Origin of the sequence: Pantoea sp. USMM079 (assembly GCF_037153115.1) — a bacterium.
GTDB lineage: Bacteria > Pseudomonadota > Gammaproteobacteria > Enterobacterales > Enterobacteriaceae > Pantoea > Pantoea communis.
The window spans coordinates 53,686-73,730 of record NZ_JBBCKX010000027.1 but is presented as its reverse complement, the minus strand read 5'-3'; the positions used below and the strand labels follow the sequence as shown (position 1 = coordinate 73,730).

General features: G+C 55.5%; 20 protein-coding genes and 1 other annotated feature. Of the genes, 8 read left to right on the top strand and 12 right to left on the bottom strand.

Annotation, left to right across the window (positions count from 1 at the left end):
- Window positions 1-82: IS3 family transposase (locus WFP70_RS26845; protein ID WP_442956367.1), on the top strand; the 82-nt coding region annotated here is incomplete at its 5' end.
- A gap of 41 nt (window positions 83-123) precedes the next feature.
- On the opposite strand, the gene ushA is transcribed toward WFP70_RS26845, so the two are convergent.
- Window positions 124-1,875 (bottom strand): bifunctional UDP-sugar hydrolase/5'-nucleotidase UshA, encoded by a 1,752-nt coding sequence (gene ushA / locus WFP70_RS23350; protein WP_160867911.1) that lies wholly within the window; start codon window positions 1,873-1,875, stop codon window positions 124-126.
- Window positions 1,876-2,037: 162 nt separating this feature from the next.
- Here ushA and WFP70_RS23345 point away from each other — a divergent pair, with 162 nt between their 5' ends.
- Window positions 2,038-3,234: an MFS transporter gene (locus WFP70_RS23345; protein WP_034828194.1), complete on the top strand. Its 1,197-nt coding sequence runs from the start codon at window positions 2,038-2,040 to the stop codon at window positions 3,232-3,234.
- 220 nt (window positions 3,235-3,454) lie between these two features.
- Window positions 3,455-5,143 (top strand): YbaL family putative K(+) efflux transporter, encoded by a 1,689-nt coding sequence (gene ybaL / locus WFP70_RS23340; RefSeq protein WP_034828192.1) that lies wholly within the window; start codon window positions 3,455-3,457, stop codon window positions 5,141-5,143.
- A 140-nt stretch (window positions 5,144-5,283) separates the two neighbouring features.
- Here the strand turns inward: ybaL and WFP70_RS23335 are convergent, their stop codons facing one another.
- From WFP70_RS23335 to WFP70_RS23320, 4 genes are all read right to left on the bottom strand, one after another.
- Window positions 5,284-6,585: an inosine/guanosine kinase gene (locus WFP70_RS23335; RefSeq protein ID WP_337024559.1), complete on the bottom strand. Its 1,302-nt coding sequence runs from the start codon at window positions 6,583-6,585 to the stop codon at window positions 5,284-5,286.
- A 57-nt stretch (window positions 6,586-6,642) separates the two neighbouring features.
- Window positions 6,643-7,602, bottom strand: coding sequence for a ferrochelatase (gene hemH, locus WFP70_RS23330; RefSeq protein ID WP_097117472.1), 960 nt, complete (start codon window positions 7,600-7,602; stop codon window positions 6,643-6,645).
- 117 nt (window positions 7,603-7,719) lie between these two features.
- Complete coding sequence (adk, locus tag WFP70_RS23325; protein WP_034828185.1) at window positions 7,720-8,364, bottom strand: adenylate kinase; 645 nt, start codon at window positions 8,362-8,364, stop codon at window positions 7,720-7,722.
- Window positions 8,365-8,515: 151 nt separating this feature from the next.
- Window positions 8,516-9,346 carry a DUF6024 family protein gene (locus WFP70_RS23320; RefSeq protein ID WP_337024558.1) on the bottom strand — a complete coding sequence of 277 codons (831 nt, stop codon included), beginning with the start codon at window positions 9,344-9,346 and terminating at the stop codon, window positions 8,516-8,518.
- A gap of 192 nt (window positions 9,347-9,538) precedes the next feature.
- Here WFP70_RS23320 and WFP70_RS23315 point away from each other — a divergent pair, with 192 nt between their 5' ends.
- Complete coding sequence (locus WFP70_RS23315; protein ID WP_337024557.1) at window positions 9,539-10,408, top strand: LysR substrate-binding domain-containing protein; 870 nt, start codon at window positions 9,539-9,541, stop codon at window positions 10,406-10,408.
- An 88-nt stretch (window positions 10,409-10,496) separates the two neighbouring features.
- On the opposite strand, the gene htpG is transcribed toward WFP70_RS23315, so the two are convergent.
- From htpG to WFP70_RS23285, 6 genes are all read right to left on the bottom strand, one after another.
- Window positions 10,497-12,371 (bottom strand): molecular chaperone HtpG, encoded by a 1,875-nt coding sequence (htpG, locus tag WFP70_RS23310; RefSeq protein WP_337024556.1) that lies wholly within the window; start codon window positions 12,369-12,371, stop codon window positions 10,497-10,499.
- Window positions 12,372-12,470: 99 nt separating this feature from the next.
- Window positions 12,471-13,076 (bottom strand): recombination mediator RecR, encoded by a 606-nt coding sequence (recR, locus tag WFP70_RS23305; RefSeq protein ID WP_007886897.1) that lies wholly within the window; start codon window positions 13,074-13,076, stop codon window positions 12,471-12,473.
- Window positions 13,076-13,405, bottom strand: a complete 330-nt coding sequence (locus tag WFP70_RS23300) for a YbaB/EbfC family nucleoid-associated protein (protein ID WP_031377860.1) — start codon at window positions 13,403-13,405, stop codon at window positions 13,076-13,078. Before WFP70_RS23300 ends, recR begins: the two co-directional genes overlap by 1 nt.
- 52 nt (window positions 13,406-13,457) lie before the next feature.
- Entirely contained in the window at window positions 13,458-15,545 is a 2,088-nt protein-coding gene (dnaX, locus tag WFP70_RS23295) for a DNA polymerase III subunit gamma/tau (protein ID WP_337024555.1), read from the bottom strand.
- Window positions 14,055-14,116 (bottom strand) — a sequence feature (DnaX frameshifting element). Its footprint overlaps the gene before it by 62 nt.
- A gap of 285 nt (window positions 15,546-15,830) precedes the next feature.
- Complete coding sequence (gene apt / locus WFP70_RS23290) at window positions 15,831-16,382, bottom strand: adenine phosphoribosyltransferase (RefSeq protein ID WP_058962246.1); 552 nt, start codon at window positions 16,380-16,382, stop codon at window positions 15,831-15,833.
- A 153-nt stretch (window positions 16,383-16,535) separates the two neighbouring features.
- Window positions 16,536-16,916, bottom strand: a complete 381-nt coding sequence (locus WFP70_RS23285; RefSeq protein WP_337024554.1) for a DUF454 family protein — start codon at window positions 16,914-16,916, stop codon at window positions 16,536-16,538.
- Between the two features lie 57 nt (window positions 16,917-16,973).
- Here WFP70_RS23285 and priC point away from each other — a divergent pair, with 57 nt between their 5' ends.
- The 3 genes from priC (at window position 16,974) to rsmS (ending at window position 18,074) form a co-directional block, all read left to right on the top strand.
- Window positions 16,974-17,486 (top strand): primosomal replication protein, encoded by a 513-nt coding sequence (priC, locus tag WFP70_RS23280; protein ID WP_337024553.1) that lies wholly within the window; start codon window positions 16,974-16,976, stop codon window positions 17,484-17,486.
- Between the two features lie 174 nt (window positions 17,487-17,660).
- Entirely contained in the window at window positions 17,661-17,906 is a 246-nt protein-coding gene (locus tag WFP70_RS23275) for a GlsB/YeaQ/YmgE family stress response membrane protein (protein WP_034828157.1), read from the top strand.
- Window positions 17,907-17,918: 12 nt separating this feature from the next.
- On the top strand, window positions 17,919-18,074 hold the full coding sequence (gene rsmS / locus WFP70_RS23270; RefSeq protein ID WP_064511361.1) for a pleiotropic regulatory protein RsmS: 156 nt from the start codon (window positions 17,919-17,921) through the stop codon (window positions 18,072-18,074).
- Here rsmS and acrR read toward each other — a convergent pair.
- Window positions 18,071-18,709 (bottom strand): multidrug efflux transporter transcriptional repressor AcrR, encoded by a 639-nt coding sequence (gene acrR / locus WFP70_RS23265; RefSeq protein ID WP_034828155.1) that lies wholly within the window; start codon window positions 18,707-18,709, stop codon window positions 18,071-18,073. The two genes, rsmS and acrR, sit on opposite strands and share 4 nt — an antisense overlap.
- A 142-nt stretch (window positions 18,710-18,851) precedes the next feature.
- On the opposite strand from acrR, the gene WFP70_RS23260 reads away from it, so the two are divergent.
- Window positions 18,852-20,042, top strand: a complete 1,191-nt coding sequence (locus WFP70_RS23260) for an efflux RND transporter periplasmic adaptor subunit (protein ID WP_034828153.1) — start codon at window positions 18,852-18,854, stop codon at window positions 20,040-20,042.
- Window positions 20,043-20,045 lie beyond the last annotated feature (3 nt).

Below are 20,045 nucleotides of genomic sequence, written 5' to 3'. Positions count from 1 at the left end.
CAACTACGAACGGATCAAGACGGGGTTAGGTGGACTGAGTCCGGTACAATACCGAACTCAGTACCAACAGGCGATGTTATAACTGTCCAGGTTAAGGGGTTCACTTCAAATCGGGCGCCGTTTTTAATTGTGCAGCGCACGCGGCCAGATCCACGCCAAAATGGCTTGCGGGTAGCTGCGCTTCCTGGGTTTTTCCTGCGCTTTGTCGCGCTCCTGTACCTGCTGCTCCGTCAAATGCACGATGCCGGTTGGCGCATAGTCGGCGATTTTCAGCGGTGAGTGCGCCGTGACAAAATCGCGCAGCACATCTGCATCGCGCAGTCCGGTATTGCTGAAGCCCGCATGCGCCTCGATGTTGGGATAACCATCACCGCCGCTGGCATTAAAGCTATTGGTGGCCATGCGATAGGTTTTGTCTTTTTGCAGCGGCTCGCCATTGATCTTCACCTCACTCACCGCTTTGCCATCCGCCACCAGACTGATATTGCTGAATTGCGCGTAACCACCGGCGTTGGTCTTGATATTGGCAACCGTGGCAAGATACTTCAGTAATTCGTCTCCGGTCAGCGTGACTGACACCACCTGATTACCAAACGGCTGCACCTGCAACAGATCGCGCCAGCTCAGTTTGCCCGCGGCCAGTGAAGTGCGAATGCCACCGCCACTGATCACCGCGAAATCCGCTTGGGTCGCTGCCATCTGCGCGCGCAGAATCAGCTGCCCAAGGTTGGTTTGTTCAAAGCGCACTTTGTCGCGTTCGCCCACGAACACGCCATCACTGCTGCCAACCGTGACGTCGAGTTTCTTTGCCGCGCGCAGTTGATACGGCGTCAACAATTTCATCATTGCGCTGTTGGGTGGGATCTCTTCCTGCCAGGTAAGCCAGGAAACACTGCCATCCAGATTCTTCACTTCGTGCTTGAGGTTCACCGGGATCAGCTGATAGCTGTCCAGCGTCAATTCGCCGTTGCGGAAGGTGAAATCGCCGCGCCCGACGTATTTGCCCCACTCTTTTGCCTGCATGATCCACACGCCATTTTGGCGATCGGGCTGACAAGGCTGGCCGGGCTGATAATCTTTCACGCTGACGTTATCTTTTTCCATGCACACCGCGTCCTGCGAGTGGCCACCAATAATCACATTAATAGTGCCCGGCGGCAGGCTGCGCGCCAGTTCCACATCACCCGGTGCGTTGCTGCCGTGCTGCCCATCGTCGTAATGGCCCATGTGAGTCAGCGCCACAATCACATCGGGTTTTTCACTGGCACGCAGTTCCGCCACCGCTTTTTCCGTCTCTTTCACCGGATCGCGGATGTCGATATTGGCAATATTTTCCGGATTGGAAATTTTCAGCGTATCGGTGGTGGTCAGGCCAATCACCGCGATCTTCAGCCCCATGCGATTAAAGATCGCCCACGGCTTGAACAGACGCTGGTCGGTGCCCTTTTGATAGATATTGGCAGAGAGGAAGGGAAATTTGGCCCACTTCTGTTGCTGTTGCAGCACGCTGAGCGGCTTATCGAATTCGTGATTGCCGAGCGCCATGGCATCGTAGCCGATGAGGTTCATGCCACGAATATCGGGTTCGGCATTGAGCAGATCCGATTCCGGCACGCCGGTATTCACGTCTCCGGCGGAAAGGATCAAGGCACCACCGCCTTTAGCCTGCACATCATAACGCTGTTTATCCATCAGCGTTTTCTGCGCCGCCAGACCGTATTCGCCCTGCGCATTGGTCCAGTAGCGACCGTGATGATCGTTGGTGTGCAGAATACTGAATCGATAACTGCGATCCGTCTGCCATGCCTGCGCCAGCATCGGCAGCAACAGCATGATCAGCGCCAGCCAGCGCCCTCTCCGCGGGAATAACAACAAAGCCGATCTCCTTATTCTGCGTCTTTCCACTTTGCCGTGGACTTAATGTGCTTTATCACCCTTCTGTGTCGCACAGATGGCACTTTAACTCAAGACTAAAGGCTTATAGAGTCATGCGGTAGTAACAAACTGATAACGATAACCGCACTCTTCAGGATTTTTATGGCAAGTGACATCGCAACCCCGGCACGCGCACCGGGACGGACCGCTTTTGGCATTTTAGGTGCCATCAGCCTCGCGCATCTGCTCAACGATATGCTGCAATCGCTGCTGCTGGCGATCTACCCGATGCTGCAAAAAGATTTTAGCCTTAACTTCGTCCAGATAGGTCTGATAACGCTAACCTTTCAGGTCACCGCTTCGCTGCTACAGCCGATCATCGGTCATTACACCGACAAATACCCAAAACCCTGGTCTTTGCCGGTGGGGATGGGCTTTACGCTGTGTGGTCTGGTGCTGCTGACGTTCTCCAGCACCTATCCGCAGGTGCTGCTCGCTGCCGCGCTGGTGGGCAGTGGTTCCTCGGTGTTTCATCCGGAATCTTCGCGCGTGGCGCGTATGGCCTCCGGTGGACGTCATGGCCTGGCTCAATCCCTGTTCCAGGTGGGCGGCAACTTTGGTAGCGCGTTAGGTCCGTTGTTGGCAGCGATGATCGTGGCCCCTTACGGCAAAGGGCATCTTGCCTGGTTCGTGCTGGCGGCACTGCTCGGCATTATCGTGCTGCTGCAGGTCAGCCGCTGGTATAGCCACCAGCAGCGCGCCAGTAAAGCAAAGGCAACGGTTGCTCCGGTTAACCCGCTGCCGCGTAAGAAAGTGGCGTTGGCGATCAGCATTTTGCTGCTGCTGATATTCTCTAAATACTTCTATCTCACCAGCCTCAGCAGCTACTACACCTTCTATTTAATCCAGAAGTTCGGACTTTCTGTTCAGGCCTCGCAATTCCATCTGTTTGCCTTCCTCGGCGCGGTGGCTGCGGGCACTATTATTGGCGGGCCGATTGGCGACAAAATTGGCCGTAAATACGTGATTTGGGTATCGATTCTCGGCGTTGCGCCCTTTACCTTGCTGCTGCCACACGCCAACTTAATGTGGACCAGCGTACTGAGCGTGATCATCGGGTTGATTCTCGCCTCGGCGTTTTCTGCCATTTTGGTATATGCGCAGGAGCTGATGCCGGGACGTATCGGTATGGTTTCCGGGCTGTTTTTCGGTTTTGCCTTTGGCATGGGCGGGCTTGGTGCTGCAGTACTCGGCGTGGTGGCAGACCACACCAGCATCGAATGGGTATATCAAATCTGTGCCTGGCTGCCTTTAATCGGCCTTTTAACCGCTTTCTTACCTGATAACCGCCACGCGTAAGCCACTTTTGGGGGGCAACGCTTTTTCCTCGCCCCCCTCCATTCTGCGTAAAACCTGCCGATAGTATGAGATAACTGAGGAAAATGCTGCTTAAGCTGCGTTTTCTTCTTAATTTTTCAATTTAATCGCTTTTCACCGCTCAAATGTTTAAACGTGGTTAGCGATTGTGCATTACACTAGGTTGTTACAAGCGGATACATTTGCACACAAGGAGACAGGCATGCATCACACCACACCGTTGATCACCACCATTGTCGGGGGCCTGGTCCTCGCCTTTATCCTTGGAATGATTGCCAACCGTCTGCGAATCTCCCCGCTGGTCGGTTATCTGCTGGCTGGCGTGCTCGCCGGTCCCTTTACCCCGGGCTTCGTCGCCGATACTAACCTCGCGCCTGAGCTCGCCGAACTCGGCGTTATCCTGCTAATGTTTGGCGTGGGTTTGCACTTCTCGCTGAAGGATTTGATGTCGGTAAAGTCGATCGCCATTCCCGGCGCCATCGCGCAAATCGCGGTGGCCACGCTGCTGGGAATGGGGCTGTCGTGGGCGATGGGCTGGTCGTGGATGACCGGTCTGGTGTTTGGCCTCTGTCTCTCCACCGCCAGTACTGTGGTGTTGCTGCGTGCGCTGGAAGAGCGTCAACTGATTGATAGCCAGCGGGGGCAGATCGCCATTGGCTGGCTGATTGTTGAAGATTTGGTGATGGTCCTGACGCTGGTGCTGCTGCCCGCCATTGCCGGAATGCTGGAAGAAGGCAACGCCAGCCCCTCTCTGCTGTTCTGGGACCTGATGCTGACCATCGGCAAAGTCGTCGCCTTTATGGTGCTGATGATGGTGGTCGGCCGTCGCGTGGTGCCGTGGATTCTGGCAAAAAGTGCCGCCACCGGATCGCGTGAACTCTTTACCTTATCCGTACTGGCCCTGGCGCTGGGCATCGCTTTCGGTGCGGTTGAATTCTTCGATGTCTCCTTCGCCCTCGGCGCCTTCTTTGCCGGTATGGTGCTTAACGAATCCGAACTCAGCCACCGTGCCGCGCACGATACTCTCCCACTACGCGATGCTTTTGCGGTGCTGTTCTTTGTCTCGGTCGGTATGTTGTTTGACCCGATGATTTTGATCGAGCAGCCGCTGGCGGTGCTGGGCGCGCTGGCGATCATCGTGCTCGGGAAATCCATCGCCGCCTGGCTGCTGGTGACGCTGCTCGGCCACTCGCGCCGCACCGCCATGACCATTTCAGTGAGTCTGGCGCAGATTGGGGAATTTGCTTTTATCCTTGCCGGATTAGGTATTTCACTCGGCATGTTGAGTGATGAAGGACGCAATCTGGTGCTGGCGGCTGCGATCCTCTCGATTATGCTCAACCCGATTCTGTTTACCCTTCTGGAGCGCTACCTCGATAAGACTGAAACCATCGAAGAGCAGACGCTGGAAGAGGCGATTGAAGAAGAGAAGCAGATTCCGCTGGATATCTGTAATCACGCGGTCATTGTGGGTTATGGCCGCGTTGGCAGCTTGCTGGGCCAGCAGCTGATGGAAGCCGATGTGCCGCTGGTGGTGGTGGAAAATTCCCGTCCGCGCGTTGAAGCGCTGCGTGAGCAAGGGATCAAGGCGGTGCTGGGCAATGCGGCTCGCGTCGATACCATGGAGTTAGCCCGACTCGACTGTGCACGCTGGCTGCTGCTGACCATTCCAAACGGTTACGAAGCCGGGGAAATTGTCACCGCCGCTCGTGAGAAGCGTCCGGATATCGAAATTATTGCCCGCGCGCATTACGACGATGAAGTGAATTACATCATGGAACGCGGTGCCAATCGCGTGGTGATGGGCGAGCGTGAGATCGCCAACAGCATGTTGAACGTGCTGCAGGAAGAGATTGCGCAGAACCCGATTGTGCGGGAGTGCCCGATATAACAGACACCGTAGCGCCATAATTCAACTGATACCGTAGCGCCGCTATTCAACAGACACCGTAGCGGCGGGATTAATCGCGCAATTCAAGCAGCACCGCTGCCAACAAACGCGCGATAAATCGCGCCGTTACGGGTTCACTGTTACCTGTCCCAGTACGACTCTTCTAAACTGTCTTCCCGCTCAGGCAGCCCGCGCATCAGACGCGGTGAATGCTGATTCAGCACCTGATAACTCACCCGGTTGGCATACTTACACACCTGCGCCAGCGACGAATAGGTGAGATAACCGCGTGCGTGTTTACTGGAGTTCGGCACTTTCTGGCGGTGGAAATTATTGGCAGTGATGTCGTGCAGCAGCGCGGCCAGAGCACCATCGCCCGCGCCGTTGGTGTTCATGATCTTCTCAGGGCCGCCCATATAAGGCGCGATGTGCGAGAAGATGCGCAGCGGCTGCTGGCAATCCTGATGACGCATAGCGCGGCTGAACTCATATTGGTTGAACTCGGCAATTGCGCCCGGCAGCAGCGGATGATTGGTTTTGCGCTTGAATTCATCTTCGGTGAAGCCAGCCATATACAAACCGGTAGGGCCAGCAGTGCACAGCACCAGATCCACCCAGTCCAGCGCAATATTTGACGCCAGCAGCGGATCCTGCTCACCGGTCAGCGCCAGCGCCTCTTCTTCGTTCATCGCCACGATCGACACATGATCGCGCAGGAAATCGCGCCAGAACTGCGGATCGTCCTGAATCACGTATTTGGTTCCCAGCGTCAGCACCACCGGCACGTTATGTTTTTTCGCGTAGTCGATGGCACGCAGCGTGGCCGCTGGCATCGGTTCACCCGGCTGGCAGCGCACCAGATAGGAAGTCAGCACCAGCGTCGACGCCCCGGCAATCACCTCTTCCGGAATGCTGTCCGCCTGCAGTTGGTTCATTAAACCCGGGCTGATGGCAAAGGTGCGTTCGCCCTGCTCACCAATCAGAGTGAAGCAGCGGCCAATCGCGCCATCCACGCCCTGCAGGAAGTTGAGATCCATACGGCTGGAGGTGTTGCACAGATAGCGATAAGCGTAGCCGCCAATCGGGATGTTGTTGCACATCACGCCGAGCAATACGGAACGGTCATCGGCCAGCACGGAATAGTTGTGCAGCGTATTACCGATGGTGCCGCCGGCAAATTGATGGCTGATCAGCGCATCGCGCATCAGCTCGTCATACAAAGCTTCTGCGGTAGCATCGTCGATCACCAGCGAGTTGCCGGCGCTCAGCCCGTAGCGTTGCAGAAAGTCATCATCAACTTTGGCTTCAATATCCACCAGCGTCTGGTCGATACCCACCACACAACTGCCCTCTTCCTGCTCTTGAGGTGTGGCTTGCAGCAGCGGATCGCGCGCGTTAACGGGGAAATAGTGTTTGGATTTGCGTTTGCCGGGAAATTTCATCGTGGCTGCCGTAAGGGAAATCTGACAGAGAATGATATCACACTCTCTGCCAGCACTTTATCGGCGTGCGTTGACCAGCTGAACCATCATCTCGATGTGCTCGTCATCGGCGTTGAGCGCGGGAATGTATTCGAACTTCTCGCCACCGGCGTGCAGGAAGAACTCACAGTTCTGCTCGCTGATCTCTTCCAGGGTTTCCAGACAGTCTGCGGAGAAGCCGGGACTCATCACCTGCACATGTTTGATGCCCTTGGCCGGTAAACCTTGCATGGTTTCGTCGGTGTACGGTGTCAACCATGGCTCGCGACCGAAGCGTGACTGGAAGGTCATCATGATTTTGTGCGGCGCGATGCCCAACGCGGCAGCCAGCCCCTCGGTAGTGTCTTTGCAGCGCTGCGGATAATCATCACCTTCGTCGGCAAAGCGCTGTGGGATGCCGTGATACGACAGCACCAGCAGGTCCGGTTCGCCATGCTGCGCAAACGAACGCTCAACCGAAGCCTTCAGTGCTGCGATATAGGCAGGATGCTCGGCATAATCGCGAATGAAAGCCACTTCAGGCAGGGAGCGCAGCGGTTTAAAGCTGGCGGATAATCCGTCCCAAACGGCAGCCACCGTCGAGCACGAGAATTGCGGATAGAGCGGCAACACAATCAGTTTGGTGACACCCTGGTCCAGCAAACGCTGTACCGCCCCGTCGAGGCTTGGCTGGCCGTAGCTCATGCCCAGCTCAACCGGCATATCCACGCGCTGCGCCAGCGCATCGCGCTGCTGCTTGCTGAACACCATCAGCGGAGAGCCTTCTTTCATCCACACCGAGGCGTACAGCTTCGACACGCGCGGCGAACGGAACGGCAAAATGGCGAAATTGAGAATCGGCCACCACAACCAACGCGGTGTATCCACCACGCGCGGGTCGCCAAGGAACTGTTTCAGATAGCGCTTAACGGCAGGTGTTGTAGGCGCATCAGGTGTGCCTAAGTTGACCAGCAAAACCCCAGGCTTTTCTTGCCTCATTGGTATTTCCTTGATGTCAAAACGAATGGATCAAAATCAGGGGGAAATTGTAGCGGAAATCGTGGGAGGGGAAAGCAATTGCTGCAAAAGGGCCGGACAACCGGCCCCTGATCCGCATTAACCGAGAATACCGGCCAGCTGCGTGCTCACTTCAGCCACCTTACGGGTGCCGTCGATCTTGTGATACTGGGTGTTACCGGCTTCCGCTTCTTTGCTGTAGTAAGCAATCAGCGGTGCAGTCAGCTGATGGTATTCCACCAGACGCTTACGCACGGTTTCTTCCTGGTCGTCTTTACGCGTGGTCAGCTCTTCGCCGGTCACGTCATCTTTGCCTTCCACTTTTGGAGGATTATAGGTGACGTGATACACGCGGCCAGACGGCGCATGCACGCGACGACCAACAATACGATCCACAATCAGTTCGTCCGGTACGGCAAACTCCAGCACGAAGTCCACATTGATGCCCGCGTCTTTCATGGCATCAGCTTGTGGGATAGTGCGTGGGAAGCCATCGAGCAGGAAACCGTTTTTGCAGTCTTCCTGCGCGATACGCTCTTTAACCAGCGCAATCACCAGCTCGTCTGTCACCAGTTTACCGGCATCCATGATGGCTTTCGCCTGTTGGCCCAGTTCGGTGCCTGCTTTAACTGCCGCACGCAACATGTCACCGGTGGAGATTTGCGGAATACCGTATTTCTCCATGATGAATTGAGCCTGAGTGCCTTTACCTGCGCCCGGTGCCCCGAGCAGAATAATACGCATTGCGTAATTCCCCTTGCGAATCGCATTGATCAATCTGAGAAGGCCAAGAACATACCATTATGACCCGCGCACCACAAGGAAACAGGCGCGCTTCCGGTGAAAGCTTTACTTTGACTTGCTTTAGCGCAAAACACCAGCAGAGTGCCCGTTTTTAAGAATCAAGGCTAACGCTTAACACGTCTTTCAGACGTCTCTTCAGGATCGGCGTGACGTTTTGATTTTTGTTCACACCGCCGCGCACGTTGGCATGCAGGCGCAATCGGTGATGAGCGGGAAGCAGATGCATATCCTGCGGTAAGTCGGGCAAGGTAAGACTGACCGGCATGGGGAACAGGGCGAAAGGTAAGCCGTGCTGCTGAATCGATTGCAGCTTAACCGGGGCCTCAAGCGTAATATTATCCACGCTAGCGATATTAAACGGCCGCCAGTCGCTGTTTTCCATCATTTCAAGGGTTTGATCCAGTGACGAGCCAAAGGCCAGTCCCTGCTCAAATAACCGCAATTCGCTGCGCACCAGCGTGCTGAAATCGCAGGTTTTCAATGCAATTAACACCAGGTCACTGCTTAACGCCGCATGACGATCGAGCCGCGCCACAAACAATCGCGCATCGCTGATTAATCGTTTATGCAACAAGGTCGCAAAGGATTCTGAGGCATCGGTCACGCCCTGACTTTGACACTCCGCCAGCGAACGCACCCGCCCCTGCTGCATGTCGACATGCTCCACCAGCGCAATGTTACCGGCCATCATGGGCACTGCAGGTAACACACTCAGTTCGCTGACCGGATATTGCGAGGCATAACGGGTTTGGTTGCGCGCCTGCTCCTGGCGCAAAAACAGTTGTGAGAGCAGCACCCGCGCAATATGCAAAGAGGGTGCAAAGAAAAGATCGTAATTTTCCAGCCGATAGTGACGGGATAGCAAGCCGCGAAGTCGATCGCGCGCTGCCGCCGCCCTGGCAGTAGCATGTTGGTGATCCATCGCGTGAGGTTTCTCTAATTATAAGGATGCTGTGTGTGTCGCAGATTGAGGAGGGAACATTAGCCGCGTTAAACACAGACAACGCCATCCGTCAACCCGCCATAATCTGGGGGAAAGGTTAGGCCAATGCGGCTGGACATTAAAATGATATAAACTGACAATCCCTGTTAGGTTTTTACACAGGGGATGAGTATGACCGCGCTTCCGTCGTTACGTGCACTGCACTATTTTCATCAGGCAGCACTGCACAGCAGTTTTAGCGTGGCGGCCGAGCGTCTTCATGTGACTCACAGCGCCATTAGCCATCAGATTAGACAGCTGGAAAGCTGGATGGGAAAGCCCTTATTCGTCCGCACCAATGGACGCGTCAAATTAACCTCACACGGCGAGCGCTTGCTGGTGAGCTGTCAGAAGGCGTTTAGCGAACTCTCCACCACCTGCGAAAGCATTCGCACCGGCATGCGTCATCACCTCAGCGTATCTTGCGCGCCCAGTTTTCTCTCGCAATGGCTGATTCCACGTATTAGCAGTTTTTATCAACGCTATCCCGATATTGAAGTGCAGTTTCAGCCGCTGGTGGAGATCGACCAGTTGCGCAGTGAACACACCGATGTGCTGATTCTCAGCTATGAGCAGTCACCGGATGAGGATATTGATGCTACGCTGATCAGCGATGACTACATCGGCCCGCTTTGCGCACCTCAGTATGCCGCGCGTTTTCACAATGAGCAGGATTTAGCGTCATTGCCGCTGCTGCATGCCGACACGCGGCTGCATGCCTGGGCCGAGTGGGCGAAAACCAGCGGTGCGCGTGGCAATTATTGGGTCGGTAAGCATTTCGATAATCTCACTCTGGGCATTCAGGCGGCGAGAAATGGTTTAGGGGTGATCATGGCCCCGCGCTTACTGGTCAGGCAGGAGTTGAGCGACGGTACGCTTATCGCCCCATTGGGATTTGTGCGTGTGGACCGCGCCACCTGGATGATGACGAAAATGTCACGTCAGCATGATGCGGAGAAAACGTTGTTCCGGGATTGGCTGCGCGATCAGGCGCTGCATTAAAAAAAGGTCGGCATTCAATGCCGACCTTTTTGTCTCTTGCCAACCCTGCCGCCGGTATTGATGCCAACCGGCGCGGGCGCTGAATGGCTTATGCCGTCAGCAGTTGGTTCATACGACGGATAAACTGGTTAGGATCGTCCAGCGTGCCGCGCTCAGCCAGCAGCGCCTGATCCAGCAGCAGCTCAACCCATTCAGCAAAATGCGCTTCGTCATGGGTATCCGCCACGCGTTTCACCAGCGTATGCTCCGGGTTGATTTCGAAGATGTACTTCACATCCGGCACTTCCTGGCCCGCAGCAGCAAACAGCTTCGCCATCTGGGTGGTCATTTCGTTGGCGTCGGTGGTGACAATCGCCGGGGTGTCGGTCAGACGATGAGTCAGACGCACCTCTTTCACACGCTCGCCCAGCAGCGTTTTCACGCGCTCAACAAACGGCTCCAGCGCTTTTTCCGCTTCCTTCTGCTCTTCGGTCTCTTCATCGGCCAGTTTGCTCAGCGACTCATCCGCTTTGCTCACTGACTGGAAGGTTTTACCGTCGAACTCGGTCAGGTAGCTCATCATCCACTCGTCGATACGATCGGACAGCAGCAGCACCTCGATACCTTTTTTGCGGAACAGTTCCAGATGCGGGCTGCTCTTCGCGGCGGCATAGCTGTCAGCAGTGATGTAGTAAATCTTATCCTGCCCTTCCACCATGCGGCTCAGGTAATCGTCCAGCGAAATGGTCTGCTCAGCGCCTTCACTCTGCGTGGTGGCAAAGCGCAGCAGTTTAGCAATCGCCTGCTGATTGGTGTTGTCTTCGGCGGGGCCTTCTTTCAGGACCAGACCAAACTCTTTCCAGAACTGCTGGTATTTTTCGGCGTCGTCTTTAGCCAGTTTTTCCAGCATCTGCAGGCTACGCTTGGTCAGCGCGGCGCGCAGGCTCTGGGTGACACGGCTGTCCTGCAGGATTTCACGCGAGACGTTCAGCGGCAGATCGTTGGAATCTATCAGGCCACGTACGAAGCGCAGGTAGTTCGGCATGAACTGCTCGGCATCGTCCATGATGAACACGCGCTGCACATACAGCTTCAGGCCGTGTTTGCTGTCGCGGTTGAACATGTCGAATGGCGCACGCTGCGGGATGTACAGCAGGCTGGTGTACTCCTGCTTGCCTTCAACACGGTTGTGGCTCCAGATCGCCGGATCGCTGTAATCATGGGCGATGTGTTTATAGAACTCGTTGTACTCTTCGTCGCTGATGTCAGACTTGTTGCGCGTCCACAGCGCCTGAGCTTTGTTGATCTTCTCCCAGGTAGTGGTGTCGTTCTCTTCGTCTTTGGTCTCAATCTCAACCGGCAGCGCAATGTGATCGGAGTATTTGCTGATCACGTTGCGTACGCGCCACGCATCGAGGAAATCATCCTCGCCTTCGCGGAAGTGCAGCGTGATTTCGGTACCGCGATCGGCTTTCTCAATTTCTGCCAGAGTGTATTCACCCTCGCCCGCCGATTCCCAGAACACGGCTTCATCGGCTTTCGCGCCCGCAGCACGAGTACGCACGGTGACTTTATCTGCAACGATAAACGCCGAGTAGAAGCCCACGCCAAACTGACCGATCAGCTGACTGTCTTTCGCCTGGTCTGAGCCCATGGATTCAAGGAAGGATTTGGTGCCGGACTTCGCGATGGTACCGAGGTTCTCAATCACCTCATCACGGCGCATACCGATACCGTTATCGCTTAAGGTCAGCGTACGATTATCCTTATCGACCGAGATACGCACGCGCAGGTCGCCATCGCCTTCATACAGATCCGGCGTGGACAGGGCGCGGAAGCGCAGTTTGTCGGCGGCATCCGAAGCGTTGGAGATCAGTTCACGCAGGAAAATCTCTTTGTTTGAATAGAGGGAGTGAATCATCAGGTGCAGAAGTTGTTTTACCTCTGACTGGAAGCCACGCGTCTCTTGTCCTTTCATGGTCATTGCTACCTCAACTAAATCGGGGTTGATCATATGTTGAGAGAGAAATGGGGATGATGATGGGAATTTCAAGCCGATGTCGGTGAAGACATCGGCAAGTGATTAGAATTTAATCTTGTGGCGTCCGGCAAGTGAGTGCGACAGCGTGGTGCCATCGACCATTTCCAGCTCACCACCGACCGGCACACCGTGTGCAATGCGGCTGGCATCAACGCCATATTGCCCGCACAGCTCAGCGATGTAGTTGGCCGTGGCTTCACCTTCCACCGTTGGGTTGGTGGCGAGGATCACTTCGGTCAGCGTTTCACGCTCGAGGCGCTGCTCTAACCGATCCAGACCGATATCTTGCGGACCGATGCCATCCAGCGGTGACAAGTGGCCCATCAGCACAAAGTAACGGCCGCCAAACTGGCCGGTTTGCTCAATGGCGTGGATATCGGCAGGACTCTCCACCACGCAAATCTGGCCGTTTTGTTGACGGCGCGGATTGGCGCAGATGGTGCAAATTTCCTGCTCGGTGAAAGTGCGGCAATCGGCACAGTGGCCGATTTCCGACATCGCGCGGGTCAAAGCCTGCGCCAGACGCATACCACCGCTACGATCGCGCTGTAACAGCTGAAAAGCCATGCGCTGCGCCGATTTCGGGCCCACGCCCGGCAGGCAACGCAGCGACTCCATCAAAGATTCAAGCAGTGGACTGGTTTGCATCAGAACGGCATCTTGAAGCCAGGTGGCAACTGCATACCAGAAGACACAGAAGCCATTTTCTCTTTCTGCGTTTCATCGATACGACGTGCTGCATCGTTGAAGGCTGCCGCAATCAGATCTTCCAGCATGTCTTTGTCGTCTTCCAGCAAGCTTGGATCGACTTCAACACGGCGGCAGTTATGTGCACCGTTAATGGTGACTTTGACCAGGCCAGCGCCTGATTCACCGGTCACTTCCAGCGCGGCAATCTCTTCCTGAACTTTGGCCATTTTGTCTTGCATCTGCTGGGCCTGTTTCATCAGGTTGCCCAATCCGCCTTTACCAAACATAGTCTTCTCTCTCTGCTGGGGCTGCGCGCCACTCACGCGCGACAGCGGGTGTTCAAACGGGTCGAATACTCTCTTCATCCAGATCGGCATCGAAGAATCGACGCAATGTCTGAATGTGAGTATCACTTTCAATCGACTGGCGCGCCTGCACCAGTTTCTCTTCATAAATGGCCTGACGCCATTCCAGTGGCGTCAACACCGCAGGATTATCGTCTTCAACGATGGTCAGTTCAACCGTTTGTCCGGCTGCCTGACTGAGCGCTTCCGTCAACGCCTGTTTTGCCGACGCTGAATTCAGGTGGCGTTGACTGCTGCGCAAATGCAGCGTGACGGCGTTCTCGCCCACCTCTTTCCACGCGTTTAACGCCACCTGCTGCACCAGTTTTGGCAACGTCAGTGCGGCTATTTCGGCGGCCCACGCATCGCGCTGCTGGGCTTCTTCGGCCAGACGAAGCGCCAGCTCAGGCGTTTTCTCATGCTCCAGAGCGGAACGCAAGGCTTTTGGCGTTGCGATGGGCTCCGCTTTTACCTCGACCGTTTGCTGGGCTTTCCAGCGATAGGCTTCTGGCTTCGCGGGCGTTTTTACCGCGGGTTCAGACGCACGCTGCTGCACGCGTTCGGTGACACTGGCAAGACGTTCCAGCGCCGGGTTCGCCGGCCGCGCGGGACGCGCTGCCGGCTCACTCTTTTTTGCTTTGCCGGCTCCCTGACGCAGCAACTGCGTTCGCGCCTGTAACAGCTGGCTGGTGGAGTCGGACATATGTTCTGGCGCCGGTTGCATATCGGCGTAATCATCAGCCATCGGCGGTGCGTCCTGCATTGGCGGCGCCATCTGCGGCTGCGCGGCAGAGGCGGTGCGAGGTGCCGAAGAAGTGGCTGCAGGTCCGTGAGCGGAAGCCGCTGGCGTTGCTGACGCGGCAGTGTTGGCTGACGAAGCTGGAGCAGTAACCTGAGCGGAAGAGGCCGGCGCAGCAACGCCTGCGGATGCAGCAGACGCTTGCGGTGCCGCCTGCGGGATCAGACTGGGCCGCGCAACCGGCTCGGCAATGGTCGCCTGCGGATGGAACGCCAGCGCGCGCAGCAGCGTCATCTCGACGCCGAGGCGACGATCCGGTGCCAGCGGCAGATCTTTACGTCCCATCAACAAAGTTTGGTAGTAGAGCTGCACGTCGGCGGGCGGTAAGACACGCGCTAAATCGCGCAAGCGCTGTGCCTGATTTACATCATCCTCACCCAGCGAAGCCGGCAGCAGTTGCACCATTGCCACGCGATGCAGCAATCGCAGCATCTCGACCAGCAGCGCTTCCCACTCGACACCACGCGATGCCGCCTGATTCAGCAGTGCCATCACCTGTTCGCCCTGGCCCTCCACCAGCGCTTCAATCAGCGCCAGCGGCTGTTCGTCATCCAGCGTGCCCAGCATTTGCGCCACGGTTTCACGCGTCACGCTGCCCTGCCCCATGGCAATCGCCTGATCGGTGAGACTCAGGGCATCACGCATACTGCCATCAGCGGCACGCGCCAGCAGATGCAGTGCACGCGGCTCGGCGGCAATCTGCTCCTGCTGCAATATATGCACTAACTGCTGCTGAATTTGCTCGACGTCGAGCGCTTTAAGATGGAACTGCAGGCAACGCGACAGAATAGTGACCGGCAGTTTTTGCGGATCGGTAGTCGCCAGCAGGAATTTGACGTGCGACGGCGGCTCTTCCAGCGTTTTCAACAGCGCATTAAAGCTGTGGCGCGAAAGCATGTGCACTTCATCGATCAGATAAACCTTGAAGCGACCGCGCGCCGGGGCGTACTGCACGTTATCCAGCAAATCGCGCGTGTCTTCGACTTTGGTGCGTGACGCGGCATCGATCTCAATCAGATCGACAAAGCGCCCCTGCTCGATTTCACGGCAGTTATCACACTGACCACATGGCGTGGAGGTGATGCCGGTTTCGCAGTTAAGACCTTTCGCCAGCAAACGGGCGATCGAGGTTTTCCCCACGCCGCGTGTACCGGAGAAGAGATAAGCATGATGGATTCGTCCCAGTGACAATCCGTTGGCCAGCGCAGTCAGCACATGTTCCTGACCGACTACGTCAGCGAAAGCCTGGGGACGCCATTTTCGCGCAAGTACCTGATAGCTCATGTGGATTCAATCACTGGAATTTATTGAGTTGGCACAGCGGTGCGGCTAAGTGAACCGGGTTCCGCCACAAGACAAAGAGGAAAAATGCAGCTTCGCAACCCCTGTTTATATGGGCAGTAGTCTAACAGCCACAACAGGATATGCCTATACCCGCGCTGCAGGCGCTGAATTTCATCGCGCATCCGCTTGAGCGGTACGATTTATCAGATATTGATACAAGGGTACGATGGCAGGAACGCGCAATGAAATGCGCCGCGATGGCCAAGGCCAGCGGCGCACTGGGCCTTAATGGCCGGGGAAATTCACGAGGCTGTAGCAATCAATGCCGATCGCGTTAAGGCGCGCTTCACCGCTCAGATCAAACAGGTTGATCACGAACGCAGCATCTTTCACTTCACCACCGGCACGGCGGATCAGTTTCACCGTGGCTTCCAGCGTACCGCCGGTGGCCAGCAGATCGTCCACCACCAGCACCACATCACCTGGCTTAATGGCATCTTTGTGCAGCTCCAGCGCATCAGAGCCGTACTCCAGCTCATAGCTCTCGCTGTAGGTTTCACGCGGCAGCTTGCCCGGCTTACGCACCGGCACAAAACCGACACCCAGACCCAGTGCCACCGGTGCACCAAACAGGAAGCCACGTGCTTCGGTACCCACCACTTTGGTGATGCCTTTGTCACGATAGCGCTCAACCAGAATGGCAATCGACGCGGCATAGGCCTGCGGATCTTCCATCAAACTGGTGACGTCACGGAACAGGATGCCCGGCTTAGGGTAGTCAGGGATGCTTTTGATGCTGTTTTTGATGAGTTCAAGCTGCTGAGCAGTTGCGGTCATAAGTGTTACGCCTGGAAAAATATCTAATACGCGCAGCATCCGACAGCGCCAATACCCGGAAACCGGGTTAAGCGAAGACGTTTAAAAAGGGAAGCCACGCACGAAGATGCCCAAATCTATGCAAATACCTGTCTAAATGCAACCCTGCCGCACTTAATCGCCGCTGTCAGCATTTTCTGCCACTACCGGGATACGCCACATAAACAAAAGCAGCGCGCACAACATGATGCCCAGCATAACCCGCACCCACAGCATGTTAACCAGATAAATAGAAGCGGCAAAGGTGATGACAATCAGCAACATGGCGCGGCCTTTGGCGCCGGGCGGCATGGCGCGATGCTGTTGCCAGTGGCGGATGTAGCGACCAAACGGCGAGCGCCACAGCAGCCAGTGGTGAAAACGCGGTGACGAACGGGCAAAGCACCAGGCGGCCAGCAACACAAATGGCGTGGTCGGTAATAAAGGTAATACAATGCCCAGCGTGCCCAGCACAATCGCCAGCCAGCCAAGACACAGAAGAAAAATTCGTTGCATGCCTGATGCCTGATAAAATCGGAACTGCGCTACGTTAACACAGTCGGAATCAGAGTGATGCCCCAACCACCCGCACATCAACGTCTGCTCGCCATTGTCGATCAGCTACGACAGCAAATCGCGCAGCAACGCGATGGTGCCTGCCGACAGCCCCGTTTTGACGCCCAACTGTTCCATTGCAAAGGCACGCGGCTCGCTGATTATCTCGCTGAGCTGGAACAGAATTTAACCCAGCTTAGCGCTGCTGATACCGACGTCATACGCCGTCAGTGGCTGGCGGAGAAGGTGCTGGACCAGATTGCCGCCCTGCAACGCGAATGCCAGAGCCAGCAACTGCGCACCCAGCGTGAGCGTCCTCGCGTAGATCCGCGCCAGTCGAAGCGCGAAGAGTATCAGGGCTATGAAACGCGCTTGCTGGCGATGATTGAACAACGTGAGCAACATCTGGCGCGCGCCGAAACCCTCAGCGTGCAGCAGCAGTTGATCCGCGATATCGAAGTGCTGCACGAGCGGCTGGCACGCTGTCGCCATGCGATGCACAAACTGGAAATGTCAGGCCCGGTACGGTAATCACCGCCCACTTTCCTTTATACCCGTCATACTTCACAGGGCAGGTGCGTTGGCTACGCTCATTCCCCCCATGTCTTACCTGAGTAAGCGCTTGCGGGTTCATTCCTTTGCCACTTGCCTGCACCTGAAATTATTTAGGATATATACTCCCCCTATGAATGAAGGAGGAAAATCATGACCCTAATTATGTGGATAGCGATTGGCGTGGTGGCTGGCTGCATCAAGCGCATGGTTTTTCCCGGTCGGCCGGGTGGGTTTGTTCCAACGCTGGTGCTGGCCGTGATTGGTGCGTTAATTGGGGGTTACATCGCGACTTATTTTACAACGGGTGATTTAGCGACGTTGCATCCCGCTGGCTTTGGGGTGGCACTGCTGGGTTCCATTTTGATGCTGCTGGTGGCGGCAAAATTACGTATTTAACAAGGAGAGATCATGTCACTGGAAACTGCATCCGATGAGATCAAACTGGCAGTGGATTTGATTCAACTGCTGGAAGAGAACCAGGTGCCGACCGCAACCGTGTTAGCCGCGCTGGCGATTGTCCAACGCGATTATCAGCAGAAACAGGCGGCAGAGGGCGTAAATTAACGCGCCGAGGAGAGGGTGGGACTGAGCCGCAGCATATCAATAAAGGCATCCACCAACTGCGGCGCATCTGCTGCCAGATCAAACGCCTGCGGGTTAAACAGCCAGTTTTCCATCATACCGTTGATATAGCCGCACATCAGACGCGCCGATTGCAACGTGTTCAATCCCGCAGGCAATTGTCCCACTTCGATACACTCACGTAGCACCAATTCAATTCGGTCGTAACACTCAAGCAGTAAACTTTGACGCATATCCTGTAATGTCGACATTTCGCCAACGAATTCACATTTATGGAAGATAATCTCCATTAATGCGCGTCTTTGTGGATCCTTTGCTGTGGCGTCAAGGATATAGATCAACATCGAACGGATAACAGAAAGTGGATCGCCCGGGTATTTTGTCTGATACTCAAGTTCCACATCGTCAAGCCCAGCGTCACACCGAAGCCAGATTTCATGCAGAACATCGGCTTTATTTTTGAAATGCCAGTAGATAGCACCGCGCGTGACGCCGGCCGCTGTTGCGATATCTGCCAGGGATGTGGCAGCCACACCGTGTTCAGAGAAGTGTGCTAAAGCGGCATCCAGAATTTGGTTCCGCGTTTCAAGTGCTTGCGCTTTGGTTTTTCGTGCCATAGAGGACTTTTTTTACAAACTGGCAAGTTTACATACATTTGTGAATGTATGTACCATAGCACGACCCGTGTTTTAACGCAGCAATGGGTTTATCGGTTTGTGATCCATTGATCATTTGATATCGGACACTAGAGGTTTATTTATGAATAAAAACAGAGGATTAGCGCCTCTGGCGGCCGTCCTGATGCTTTCAGGCAGCTTTGTGTTAACAGGATGTGATGATAATAAATCCCAGCAAGCCGCCCAGCAGCAGCCCCCAGAAGTGGGTGTTGTGACGTTAAAAAACGAGCCTTTGAAAATTACCACCGAACTGCCAGGACGTACTTCGGCATTCCGCGTGGCAGAAGTGCGCCCTCAGGTGTCAGGCATTATTCTGAAGCGTAATTTTGAGGAAGGAACGGATATCAAAGCAGGCGTGTCCCTGTATCAGATCGATCCGGCAACTTACCAGGCGGCTTATGACAGCGCCAAAGGCGATTTAGCACAGGCGCAAGCCAATGCACACGTCGCGCAGTTAACCATCAAACGTTATAAGCCGCTGCTGGGTACTAAGTACATTAGTCAGCAGGACTATGACACCGCTGCGGCCACCGCTGCACAGACGGCTGCAGCCGTTCAGGCAGCCCAGGCCAATGTGGAAACCGCACGCATCAATCTGGCTTACACCAAAGTGACGTCGCCGATCAGCGGTCGCATTGGTAAATCGTCAGTCACTGAGGGCGCTCTGGTATCCAGCGGTCAAACCACTGCGCTGGCAACCGTGCAGCAGCTCGATCCAATGTATGTCGATGTGACCCAATCCAGTGATGATTTCCTGCGTTTGCGCGCAGAACTGGAATCCGGTCAACTGAAACAAAATGACGGCAAAGCCAACGTCACGCTCTTGATGCAAAACGGTAACGCATACACGCAGACAGGCACATTGGAATTCTCTGATGTGACCGTGGATGAAACCACCGGCTCCATCACGCTGCGCGCCATCTTCCCGAACCCGGACCACCGCCTGCTGCCAGGGATGTTTGTGCGTGCGCGTCTGGATGAAGGCACCAACCCAACCGCACTGCTGGTACCGCAACAGGGCGTAACCCGTACCCCAACCGGTCAGGCAACCGCGATGGTGGTGGGCGCAGATAATAAAGTGGAAGTCCGTAATATCACCGCTAATCAGGCATTTGGCGACAAATGGCTGGTAACGGATGGCCTGAAAGAAGGCGATCGCGTGATCACCGTCGGTCTTCAGCGTGCCAAGCCAGGTGCGCAGGTGACACCACAAGAAGTCAAAGATGATGCCAAAGCAGCACCGGAATCACAGTCTGCTAAATCATCGTCCTAAACA